The organism is Mailhella massiliensis (assembly GCF_020741395.1).
In the GTDB taxonomy this organism is placed as follows: Bacteria; Desulfobacterota; Desulfovibrionia; order Desulfovibrionales; family Desulfovibrionaceae; genus Mailhella; species Mailhella massiliensis_A.
Genome location: NZ_DYZA01000234.1, coordinates 1 through 11,891 on the forward strand (window position 1 = coordinate 1; position 11,891 = coordinate 11,891).

Annotated in this window: 10 protein-coding genes; 1 reads left to right on the forward strand and 9 read right to left on the reverse strand. The window is 63.4% G+C overall.

From position 1 onward, the window contains the following. The 8 genes from K8W16_RS11435 to ileS all read right to left on the reverse strand — a co-directional run. Positions 1-1,113 (reverse strand): ABC-F family ATP-binding cassette domain-containing protein (locus K8W16_RS11435; protein WP_304123927.1); only part of this gene is annotated, 1,113 nt, incomplete at its 3' end. A gap of 181 nt (positions 1,114-1,294) precedes the next feature. Further along, positions 1,295-2,203, reverse strand: coding sequence for a tRNA (adenine-N1)-methyltransferase (locus K8W16_RS11440; protein WP_304123930.1), 909 nt, complete (start codon positions 2,201-2,203; stop codon positions 1,295-1,297). 13 nt (positions 2,204-2,216) lie between these two features. Continuing rightward, positions 2,217-2,687 carry a hypothetical protein gene (locus tag K8W16_RS11445; RefSeq protein WP_304123933.1) on the reverse strand — a complete coding sequence of 157 codons (471 nt, stop codon included), beginning with the start codon at positions 2,685-2,687 and terminating at the stop codon, positions 2,217-2,219. Between the two features lie 5 nt (positions 2,688-2,692). Beyond that, the gene (locus K8W16_RS11450) at positions 2,693-4,411 is read right to left on the reverse strand and encodes a DEAD/DEAH box helicase (protein WP_304123935.1); all 1,719 of its coding nucleotides are present in this window, start codon (positions 4,409-4,411) and stop codon (positions 2,693-2,695) included. A 1,056-nt stretch (positions 4,412-5,467) separates the two neighbouring features. Continuing rightward, complete coding sequence (ybgF, locus tag K8W16_RS11455) at positions 5,468-6,328, reverse strand: tol-pal system protein YbgF (RefSeq protein ID WP_304123938.1); 861 nt, start codon at positions 6,326-6,328, stop codon at positions 5,468-5,470. A 103-nt stretch (positions 6,329-6,431) separates the two neighbouring features. Continuing rightward, positions 6,432-6,839, reverse strand: coding sequence for a PLD nuclease N-terminal domain-containing protein (locus K8W16_RS11460; protein WP_304123940.1), 408 nt, complete (start codon positions 6,837-6,839; stop codon positions 6,432-6,434). A gap of 2 nt (positions 6,840-6,841) precedes the next feature. Continuing rightward, complete coding sequence (gene lspA, locus K8W16_RS11465; RefSeq protein WP_304123943.1) at positions 6,842-7,339, reverse strand: signal peptidase II; 498 nt, start codon at positions 7,337-7,339, stop codon at positions 6,842-6,844. Then, positions 7,339-10,200, reverse strand: coding sequence for an isoleucine--tRNA ligase (ileS, locus tag K8W16_RS11470; protein WP_304123945.1), 2,862 nt, complete (start codon positions 10,198-10,200; stop codon positions 7,339-7,341). Before ileS ends, lspA begins: the two co-directional genes overlap by 1 nt. Before the next feature lie 576 nt (positions 10,201-10,776). Here ileS and K8W16_RS11475 point away from each other — a divergent pair. Next, positions 10,777-11,586: an MBL fold metallo-hydrolase gene (locus tag K8W16_RS11475; RefSeq protein ID WP_304123948.1), complete on the forward strand. Its 810-nt coding sequence runs from the start codon at positions 10,777-10,779 to the stop codon at positions 11,584-11,586. 125 nt (positions 11,587-11,711) lie between these two features. Here the strand turns inward: K8W16_RS11475 and K8W16_RS11480 are convergent. After that, on the reverse strand, positions 11,712-11,891 hold a 180-nt coding region (locus tag K8W16_RS11480), incomplete at its 5' end, for a hypothetical protein (RefSeq protein WP_304123950.1).

Genomic DNA, 11,891 nt, shown 5'->3' on the forward strand with positions numbered 1-11,891 from the left:
CCCCGCCAGTATCTTGAGCAGGGTGGACTTGCCGCAGCCGTTGTGCCCCACAAGGCCCACCCGCTGCCCTCGGAACAGGGAAAAGGTAAGCGGCGGCCAGAGCACGGTGCCGTCGGGAAAGTGGAAGGCAAGCTCGGAGGCGGCGAGCACCACCTTTTCCGAGGGCGCGGCCTCGGGCCATTTGAAGGAAAGTTCTTTCCTCTTCGGCTCCGGCCTGTACTGCTCAAGCTCCTTTTCCAGCTTCTTCGCCTGCTTCTGGCGCGACCCCGCCTGCCTCGCCTTGGTGGCCTTGGCCTTGAAGCGGCGCACGAAATCCATCTTGTGGGCGATCTCGTCGGCTATCTGCTTCGCCTCGCGTTCCCGCTGCTCCTCGATCTCCTCCTGAAGCTCAAGGAACTTGGTGTAGCTGCACTTGCGGAATATGGGCTTTGACGCGCCAAGATAGAGCACATGCGTGCCCACATGATCCATGAACACGCGATCGTGCGCCACGAAGACCAGCACCCCTTTGAAATCCATGAGGAATTCTTCCAGCCATTCCACAGCCTCAAGGTCGAGATGGTTGGTGGGTTCGTCGAGAAAAAGCACGTCCGCCCCGGCGGTGAGCACGCGCGCAAGCTTCGCCCTTTCGCGCCAGCCGCCGGAAAGCTGCCTGATGGGGAGCTTCCACTTGTCCTTCACAAATCCGAGGCCGGAGAGCACCGTCTGCGCACGCTGTTCGGGATTGTAGCCGTAGCGCGTTTCCAAATCGTGCTGACGGGCCATGAGGCGGTTCATGGAGGCCGTATCCCCCTCCTGCTGCGCCTTTTCCCACTCATGCCAGAAATCACCCCAGTCGGGCAGGGCGTCCTGCACCCATTCCAGAAGCGGCACGTCCAGCGTACTTTCGTCCAGTATCTGCTCCACATAGCCCACGCGGCACTCGCGCGGAATGATGACGCGCCCGCCGTCCGGCGCAGTCACTCCCGCCAGCATGCGCAGAAGCGTAGATTTGCCCGTGCCGTTGGGGCCGCATACGCAAAGGCGCATGCCGTCCACGATATCCAGCGAGAAATCGTTGAAGATATCGTGGCCGCCGTAAGACTTGGAAAGATTCTGAATGGTGATGTTCATGGCATGAGTCCGGGCAGGAAGCCCCCGGAACCTGTGGCTTGAAAAGTTCTTTCTCTTCGGGGCGCCGAGCACCCCGCGCGTATTAACCTGAAAAACGGACTGACGGCCTGTGCAGCCGGAAAAGCCGGGGCGACGGAGAAATCCCCGGCACGCGCCCCGGGCGGAAGGCCCTGCGAAGGGGCTATATCTCGTAATCCACGCTTTCCGGGTCTTCCCCGCGCGCGGCGGCAAGGCGGGCCTGACGGGCCGCCTCCTGCTTGCGCTCGCGCGTGCCTAAGGGGATGAGGGCGTCCCAGTCGGCGCTGCGCTCCTGAATCCGCGTGAAGACCAGAAAGGCGGTGTGCGCGCTCATGCGGTCGGCCGGACGCAGGCGGCCGGGCACCACCTTCCAGGGGCGCACCAGCACCTCGCACACTTCCGTCTCCTCAAAAGGCCCGATTTCCAGCGCCGATATGAGCTCGGAAACCTGTTCCACCGTGGGCAGGAGGAAGGCGATGGGCGCACCGGGCGCCAGGGCCTCGCGCGCAGCGTCGAGGTACTGCCAGGGGGTACGCACATCGAGAAAGAGCGCGTCGCCCTTCTTGCCGTTCAGGCAATCCGGGTCGTCCACGCCGAAGCCCTGCGCAATGTCGCGCAGATGGAAGGTGACGTTGTCGCCCACGCCGGCCCAGGCCAGATTCCGTTTCGCCAGCTTATGGAATTCCTCTCTGGCCTCAAAGCTGTGCACATGCCCCTCGGGCCCGGAAAACCACGACAGTGCCAGCGTGAACCCCCCGGAGCCGGAGCCCGCCTCGAGGATGGTGCGGCCGTTGCCCACGCCGAGCTTGAAGCAGATGAGGCCCATGTCCTTGGGATACATGATCTGCGTCTGGCGCTTGATGCCCATGACGAGATCGTGAAGCTGCGGCTTCTGGAGGCGGAAGGGCACACCCTTGGCCGTGCGCACTTCCGTGCCGAATTCCGCTTCCACAAGGTCGGAGGCGCGCATGACGCCGTCCTGCGTGTGCAGGTCCTGCCCCTGTTCGATGCGGTAGATGTGCCTTTTTCCCCGGGGAGAAGCCAGAATGACAAGGTCGCCGTACTGAGGCATAGTGATTCCTGATTTAGATGATATGGTTGAAAAAATACTCGTACAGGCGGCGCAGGAAGAGCGCCATGCCCACCAGGGCCGCCTGGCCCGGCTCGCGCCCCGCGCGGGAAAAGATCTCGCGGGCCGTGGGCGTGAAGTCGTCCGCCCCGCTTTCCGGGAGAAAGCGTGCCAGGTCGCGCACAAGCACCATGTAGGCGTCGGCGTCCTTCAGCTTCGGCCAGAGGGAATCCATATAGCGGCTGTAGGCCTCCTCCGCACTGTCGGGCACGACCCGCCGAAGGGCCAGCCTCCACAGCCCGGCGCAGAGGGCCGTGAACACGGGCTGGAGGGAGCGCCTTGCGGAAAAGTCCAGCCGCCCTACGCCGAGCAGGCGGAAAAAAGCGGGAAGATCCGCGTCCGCAAGCAGGGCCTCGAAGGTGACGACCAGGGCTTCGGGCCCGGTATCGGCGGCCTGCGGATCCACCACCGTGCCGGAGACGCGCACGGCAACTACTCGCCTTCCGGCTGTGCGGGGGCTTCGCCTCCGGCCTGACCGCCCTCGCCTTCCGAGGATGCACGGCGGCGGGAGCGGCGGCGCGGCCTGCGGCGGCGGCCTTCGCCCTCGGGCGCGGCCTGTGCTTCAGGCGCAGGGGCAACTTCGCCCTGTTGCGTGCTCATTTCCCCGCTCACAGCTTCGGGTGCGGCCTCTTCAGGCTTCTCCTTTTTCCGGGAACGGCGGCGGGAAGAACGGGGCTTTTCCCCGCCCTCCTCTTCCGAAGCGCCTTCCTCCTTCCCGCGGCGCCTGCGGCGGGGAGCTTCGGCCTCCCTTTCCGCGCGGGACTTCGGCAGGGACTGCTCCATGCCGAGGCTGCGCTGATAATCGGCGTCGAGCAGAAGGGCCAGAAGCAGGAGCTGATCTTCATCCTCGCTGCGGGCAAGCTCCTTCACCAGGGGAAGATAACGGCGCGCCCTCTCCAGCTGAAGCCCGGTGCAGGCGCGGCGGCGCGCGTCCAGAAGCGCGGTCTCCCTGCGCCCGGCGGCAAGGGCCACGTCCTCATCGGTGGGGTTCGGAAGCGGCGCGATATCGATACGGTAGAAGGAGGCGATGCGCTGAAGCTCCATCTTTTCCATGATATCCACGAGGGAGATCACGGTACCCGCCGCGCCCGCACGGCCGGTGCGGCCCGCACGGTGTATGTAGGATTCCCGATCTTCCGGCGGTTCATAGAGAAACACATGGGAAAGGGCCGGTATGTCGATACCCCGGGCCGCCACGTCCGTGGCCACGAGAAGGCGCACTTTGCCCTCGCGCAGGCGGGTGAGCACTTCCTCGCGCTTGTTCTGCGAAAGATCGGCCGAAAGCTCGTCGGCATTGTAGCCGAAGCCCTTGAGCACGGCGGTGACGTAGTGCACGTTGGACTTGGTATTGCAGAAAATAATGGCCGACGTGGGGTTCTCTGTTTCCATGAGGCGCACCAGGGTGCGGTCTTTGTCCATGCGGCCGCATTCCACATAGAGATGCTGGATGGTGGCCACATGCACCTGCCCCTGGGAGAGGCTGAGCATCTGCGGGTCGCGCAGGAATTCCCCGGCGAGGTTCAGGACGTGCTGGGGATAAGTGGCGGAAAAGAGCGCGGCAAGAAGCGGCCTTTTGGGCAGATAGCGCTGGATTTCCTTCATATCGGGGTAGAAGCCGATGGAGAGCATCCTGTCGGCCTCGTCGAAAACAAGGGCGCGCAGGGAATCCAGTGAAAGGGTGCGGCGCAGAAGATGGTCGAGCACACGGCCGGGGGTGCCCACAATGAGCTGCACGCCGGCGCGCAGGGCCTCAAGCTGGCGGCCGTAGCCCACGCCGCCGTAGAGCGCGGCTGCGGAAAGTCCGGTGCCTTCCAGCAGAACGGCTGCCTCGTGCTCCACCTGGTTTGCCAGCTCGCGCGTAGGGGCGAGGATGAGGGCCTGGGGCTTTTTTTCCTCCGGGTTCAGAAGGGAGAGAAGCGGCAGAAGGTAGGCACCGGTCTTGCCGCTGCCTGTGCGCGACTGCACCATGAGGTCGCGCCCGGCCATGAGATAGGGGAGCGTGTGCGCCTGCACGGGCATGAGGCGCGTCCAGCCCGCGCGGGCGCAGGCCTCGCGCATGCTCTCGGGCAGATCTTCCAGCGAACAGGGGGGGAGGGAATCTTCAGGAGCCGTGACGTGCAGCTCCTCTTCGTTGTTTATGGTATCCGGCATATCGAATCCTGATAAGAATGAAAAAAATGACATACTTTGAAAAACATGGCATCATACACGATTCTTCCCCGCTTGCCAAGCGCGGGCGGAGCGTGCCCCCCTGTACTCCCGCGCAGAGCGAAGGCCCGGCATTTCCTCCGCCCGGGCGACACGAAGGCCCGACCTGCCCCGGATACACGGCAGGACATGCACGGCGGGCATGTCGTTCCCTGCCGGGAGCGAATCCCGGGCACTCATGGCAGGCGGCCCGCCTGCCTGAGGGCGGCCGGGGGCGACACCTCCGCCCGGGTGACACGAAGGCACGTTTGTGCAGGACACACTGTACGGACGCGGGGCTTGCACGGTGGCTGTTTCATTTAACGCCGGGAGTGAATCCCGGCTATTCACAGCCACCGGCCCGGCCGCCTGAAGGCCGGCCGGGGGCCCCAGAGCGTTGAGAAAAAGTTATTCCTTCGTAAACTGAGGCAGAATGAGGCGCAGGAAAGGATGTTCCTTGCCTTGAGAGATGTTCTGTCCTTTGCCAACGAAGGCGGAATGAAGCGGAGAACATGCTCTTTCTCTCCGCCGTCGAGGGCCGGGCGGGGCATTGAAAAGGCGTTGATTTTAAAACGAAGGCAGACCAGCGCAACGGCCATGGTCAACGCTTCCCCCATCTTGAAATCCTTTCCTTTGTCCCTGTTTTCCGGCCTGCGCCGGAAAACAGGCGGCCTGCGTGAGCGGGTCCGGCAGGACACGCTCACACTGAGACAGCAGCCCGGACGCGGTATGCCGGGCCTTTATGCGCCCTGCCCTTCCCGACCAACAGCCTGCAAAGAGCCTTCTCCTTTTGTGCCCCATCCCCCGAAGACAGCCGCGAGTCGAAGGGGAGCCTGTGCAGCCCCGCCCTCTTCCGCCCTGCCTGATGAGGGGGTCCGGGGGGAATCATTCCCCCCGGCGGGGTGCGGGGCGGCGCCCCGCGTGCCTTTCCTGCCTTTCCTGCCTTTCCTGCCTTCGGGCACGAAAAGGCCCGCCGGCCGGGGTTGGGCAGGCGGGCCTGAAAAGGGAAGGCGCGGGAGGCTAGAGCTTGTTCTGCTTGATGACCTGCCTGGCGCGGGTGGCCTCGGGGGCCTTGGGGTATTTGCGGGTCAGCTCGGTGAGGCGCTGCTTGGCGGCGGCCTTTTTATTGAGCTGGAGGAAGGACATGCCCTGTTTCAGGTAGGAAGCCGGGGCCTTGACGCTGTTGGGGTAGCCGGAGATGACGTTTTCATAGGCCAGGACGGCCTCGGCGTAGTTCTTCATCTGGTACTGACATTCGCCCTGCCAGAACCAGGCATTGGAGACCAGCTTATTTTTGGAATAGGTCTTGGTGAAATCGCTGAAGGAGCGCAGGGCCGCCTGATACTGGCGGTTGTTGAAGGCCTGCATGCCGTTGTCGTACAGAGCCTGGGCCATATCCACATTGCCCTGGGGCTGTGCGGCGGGAACCGCGGGGGCGGCGGGCTGGAGGGAGGGCTGTGCGGAGGCATCCCCCGTGCCGGCGCCGGGAACCATGCCGGGAGTCATACCGGGAGCGGCTCCGGGCATGCCCTGAACGGCAGTATCGGGGGTGAGCTGGAGGTCGAGGGCCATCTGGCTTTCCGCAAGGCGCAGGGCGCGGTCGTGCAGGGCCACGGTTTCGGCCAGCTTCTGCGCGCCTCCCGCCCTTTGCAGGGCGTAGTTCAGGGTATCGAGCTGGCCGCGCAGTTCCGCCACTTCCTGGCGCAGTTCCATGAGCTGCGACCAGCTGTCGGCCTGATTGGTCTGGCTGCTGCTCATCTGGCGGTTCATCTGGTTGACCTGTGCCTGAAGGGCGTTGTGCTCGCTGGCAGACACGCAGGCCGTGAGCATGAGGGGCAAAGACAAAAGGGCAAGGTTGCGGCCCCATTTCCAAAGATCCATAACCTTTTCTCCTGAATGTGCGGGCCGCTTCCCGGCCCTGTTGCACGAACACTCCGCGCGGCCCGGAAAGAAAGTCTCCCCGGGCCGCCCGGAATCTTGACTGTCAACTTTTACGCTCCTCGTCGGGGCAGCCGAAAGACCAGTCTCCCCCCGCGGTGCGCGCGGCTTTTTCCGCCGGGGCGGCGGGCTGCGCCTCCTCCCGCGCGGGAGAAGCTTCGAGGGGGACGGGCCCCGGCGCTTCGGCCTTTGCCTTTTCCCCGGCCGCGCGGGCGCGTTCAGCCTCGATCCTCGCGCGAATGTCCACCTTTTCCCTGCTTGCGTGCTTTCTGCCCACGAAGTAGTAGGCAATACCGCCGAGGCACGGGATAAACACGCAGGCCATCATCCAGCGGTATTTTTCCTTCGTGGTGGGAAAATCGTGATACATGGCGTGCTTCAGGGCCCACATGTTCGGCAGGGCCGGAACGATGAGCATGAGAAGCTGCTCACTGCTGAGGTCGGTAATGAGCATGGCTAGTTGTTCCCCTTTTCTTCAGGGCCCTGCCGCAGAAGCACGAAGCCTGCGGCGGCCACTCCCAGGCAGATTGCTATATCGGCCACGTTGAAGGCCGGCCAGTGCCATGTGCCCCAGTACACGTCCAGAAAGTCCGTCACCGCGCGGAAGCGCACCCTGTCCGCCAGGTTGCCCGCTGCGCCGCCGAGAATACTGCCCAGACCGAAGAAGAGCATGCGGCTTGCGGGGGCGGTACGCACAATATGCACGATGACGCCCCCCACCACGACGGCGGCCCCGAGGAAAAGCCAGAACTGCCAGCCTGTTTCCTCGCTGTTCAGGAAGCCGAAGGCCGCGCCGCGGTTCAGCACATGCACGATGTTGAAGCATCCGTCGACGACGGAAAAACCGCGGCCCGGCGCGATGCCGGCCGTGACGGCCGCCTTGGTGAGCTGATCGAGCACAAGCCAGATGAGCGCCACCAGGGCGACCAGACCGTAACGCTTCGCCTGCTTCACTACGCTTCTCCGCCCTCTTTCGCTTCAAGCTCCCTCATGACGGCAGCGCAACGCGGGCACAGGGTGGGATGGTCCGGGTCGGTTCCCAGCTGCTCGCAGTACATCCAGCAGCGTTCACACTTTTCCCCGCCCGCCTTCTTCACGCGCACGGCAAGGCCGGGGCACTCGTCGAGCTGGGCGGTGGAGAGGGCGTCCACAGGAGCATCCTTGAAGGGCGCAATATCGAGCTGCGACACAATACAGATGGAACGCATGTCCGCACCGCTGTCGGCAATGGCGGCGCGGAGCTTGTCGTCCACATACAGCGTGACGTGCGTATCAAGGGCATGGCCGATGACGCCTTCCTTGCGCAGGGGCTCTATGGCCCGGGTGACGCCCGCGCGGATATCCATGACCATTTCCCACGCGCCGCGCTCATCGTCGGAGAGGCGGAAGGAGGAAACGTCCTTCTGCGGCAGGGCGAACACCGTGACTACGGGCTTGCCGTCCTTGTCCACGGGCTTCAGGGCCTCGGGGATGTGCCGGAACACTTCCTCGGCCGTGAAGCTCATGATGGGGGCCATGTCGCGCAGCATGATGAGCAGCATCTGGTAAAGCGCGCTCTGGGCGGAACGGCGCTCCGCGCTGTCCGGCAGGGAGGAATAGAGGCGATCCTTCAGAACGTCCAGATAGAAGGCCGAAAGCTCGGTGGCGCAAAGGCCGTGCAGTCCCTGGAAGACCTTGTGGAACTCGTATTCCTGATAGGCAGTTTCCGCGCTTTCGTGGAAAGCGGCCACAAGGCTCAGGGCGTAGCGGTCCAGAGGCTTCATGAGCGGGAAGGACACAAGGTCCGCCGGGGTGAGGTCGTGGATGCTGCCCAGAAGGTAGCGGCAGGTATTGCGGATGCGGCGGTAGGCGTCCACCAGGCGCTTCATGATCTCTTCGGAATAGCGGATATCCTCGCGGTAATCCACGGAAGCCACCCACAGGCGCAGAAGTTCCGCGCCGTACTTGTCTATGACTTCCTGCGGGGCCACCACGTTGCCGATGGACTTGGACATTTTGCGGCCCGTGCCGTCCACCACATAGCCGTGGGTGAGCACGGCCTTGTAGGGAGCAATATCGCGCGTGCCCACGGAAACCAGAAGGGAGCTGTGGAACCAGCCGCGATGCTGGTCCGAACCTTCCAGATACAGGTCGGTGGGAACCCTGCCCTCGGGGCGCTGCTCCATGACGGCGGCAAAGCTGGTACCGGAGTCGAACCACACGTCGAGAATATCATCTTCCTTTTCCCAGTGCTTTCCGCCGCAATGCGGGCAGACAAGGCCCTCGGGAGCCACTTCCTCCACGCTGTGCTCATACCAGTAGTCGCAGCCCGTGGGATGGGCGGCGAAGCGGGAAGCTATCTCACGCATCCATGCCGGGTCGTTCCACACCTCTCCGCAGTCCTTGCAGATGAGGGCGAGGATGGGCACGCCCCACATGCGCTGGCGGGAAATGCACCAGTCGGGGCGCGATTCCACCATGTTGTAGATGCGGCCCTGCCCCCAGGAGGGAATCCACTTCACCTTGTTTTCTATGGCGTCCAATGCCTTGCCGCGCAGGTTGTTCGGCTCCATGCCGATGAACCACTGCGTGGTGGCGCGGAAAATGACGGGGCTCTTGCAGCGCCAGCAGCAGGGATAGGAATGGGAGATATCCTGCCTTGCCAGAAGGTGGCCGAGTTCCTCCACCTTGGCTATGACGGCGGGATTGGAATCAAAGACCTGCATGCCCGCGAAAAATTCCACGGTGGGCAGGAAGCGCCCTTCGTCGTCCAGCGGGGAGTACACGTCGAGCCCGTACTTCACGCCCACTTCGTAGTCCTCGCGGCCGTGGCCGGGGGCGGTGTGCACGCAGCCCGTACCCGCGTCCAGCGTGACGTGGGCGCCGTTGATGATGAGCGAGGGGCGGTCGATGAAGGGATGGCGGGCCTCAAGCATCTCCAGCTTGTCGCCCGTGGTCTCGCCGATGACGGTGTAATCGGCCCAGCCGAAGGTCTTTGCGCAGCCTTCCACCAGCTCGGAAGCCAGAATATACTGGCTGCCGCCCGTCTCCACGAGGCTGTAGCGAAGCTCAGGATGCACGCACACGGCAAGGTTGCTCGGCAGCGTCCAGGGCGTAGTCGTCCAGATGACGATGTAGGCGCGGGATACGTCGGCCCCGGGGATGACTTCCGCAAGCTTCGGATCGGGCAGGGGGAAGCGCACATAAATGGACGGGGAGGAAAGGTCGCGATATTCCACTTCCGCTTCGGCGAGCGCCGTCTTGCAGTGGCAGCACCAGTAGATGGGCTTTTTGCTGCGCACCACGCCGCCGCGCTCCACAAAGGTGGCAAGCTCCGCCGCCGTCACGGCCTCATAGGCCGGATCCATGGACATATAGGGATGCTCCCAGTCACCCAGGACGCCGAGGCGCTTGAATTCCTTGCGCTGAATGTCGAGGAACTTCTGAGCGTACTGACGGCAGCGCTTGCGGATGGCATGCGCGGGAAGCTCCTTCTTCTTTTCGCCGAGTTCCAGTTCCACATTGTGCTCGATGGGCAGACCGTGGCAGTCCCAGCCGGGAATGTAGCCGGTCTTCCAGCCCATGAGGTTGCGGGACTTGATGATCATGTCCTTGAGGATCTTGTTCAGGGCCGTACCCAGATGGATATGGCCGTTGGCATAGGGCGGGCCGTCGTGCAGCACGAATTCGCCGCGAGAACCCGAGGCGTCCTGCATGAGCTGGAACACATTGTTTTCTTCCCAGAATTTCAGCGTTTCCGGTTCCTTCTGAACCAGGTTCGCCTTCATGGGAAAGCCGGTGACGGGCAGATTCAGCGTTTTCTTATATTCAGCCATGAGGCTTCCTCCGGGCGCGTGGCCGCGCCATGATATTCTTGCAGGGCGGAAGGCCGCACGCCCCCGCCGAAAGCAGACAGAAAATGGTATGTTTTCCCGCATCAAACACAAATGTCAAGCGCCAATTTCCCCGCAGGGGACACGGAAAAGGCCCTCTGCAAAGCCGCGGCCTCGCCCCTGCCCCTGAGCTTCCCTCTCCCGGAAGAGCCCCGTTTTTCCGGAAAACATGCTGCCTGCATCCCTTGAACCTTCCTGAAAAGCGGGGCAGTCCCGTCCGGCCGGAACTTACGCCCTCCCCCTGCCTTTCTCCGGACCTTTCCCTGAGAAAAAAGCCTCCCTCGATTCGGAAGCGAGGGCATCGAGGCAGAGCTACGCCGGAGCAGTTCCTGACCGAAAGCGCCGAAGATTCTCCCCGGCCGCTCCTTCCCGCAAGCCCGCCGCCCCCTCCCCCGCCGGGCCGCGCCTTCCCTCTCTGCCGCAACGCCCGGGAAAAGCAAAAAAAAGCTCAAGAACCGCTGCTTGACGCCAAAGCCCCTGCCCCGTATTCTGTGATACAAGCAAGACGAGGAGGAGAACATGAAAAAGCTCATCGTTCTCGGTACGGGCGCGGCCAATACCCTGCATTACTACAATACCTGCTTCATGCTGCAGGGCCCGCAGGGCGGCATTCTGGTGGACGGCGGGGGCGGCAACGGTATTCTCGTCCAGCTGGACAGGGCGGGCATCCCCCTCACGGAACTGACCGACCTTTTCGTCACCCATGAACACATCGACCACTCCCTCGGCGTCATCTGGCTCGTGCGCATGATTTCCTCCCTCTTCCTCCGGGAAAAGCGCAACGATATCTTCCGCATACACTGCCATGCGCGCCTTGCGGAAAAACTGCGTTCCATCTGTCAGTTCACCTTGAGCGAGAAGCAGTTCTCCCCCGTGGGCACAAGCATACGCTTCATGCCCGTGAAGGACGGGGAGCAACGCTCCATCGCCGGGCACACGGTGACGTTTTTCAACACCCATTCCCGCAAGGCCGAGCAGTACGGCTTCCACATGCAGGATCCGGACGGGCAGCGCATCGTCTGCACCGGCGACGAACCCTGCCAGCCCGCCTGCGCCCATTACCTGGAAGCGGCGGACTGGCTCTTCCATGAGGCCTTCTGCCTGGAATCCGACGCGAAGATATTCCGTCCCCACGCCATAGGCCACGGCACCGTGCGCGAAGCCGCGCTTCTTGCACGAAAGCAGCGGGTGAAAAACCTTGTGCTCTGGCATACGGAAGATACCGCCACCCTCGGCACGCGCAGGGAGCGCTATGCTGAGGAAGCCTCCTCCGTGTTCCGCGGCGGTATTTATGTGCCGGACGACCTTGAGGAAATAGAGCTCTACTAGCACAAAAGCGCGTTTCCGCCACAACGGCAGGAAGGGGGCGCAGGCCCCCTTCTTTTCTGTACAGGATTCTTCCGTAAAGCTTCGCCCGCCTCTTTTTTATTATACGCCGAAGCGGGGCGGAAGCGTCAGGCCGAGCGCAGTATTTCCCCTGCCGCCCGGCGGCAGGCAAAGCATGCGGGAAGCGCGGCGGCGGCGCTGCCGCAGGCAAAGGCGAAAAGAGCGGCCAGACATTCCTTTGCGGAAAGGGACACGGCAAGGGCCACCCCCGTTTCCGCCTGAATCCACGCGCTCGCGGCCGAGGCCAT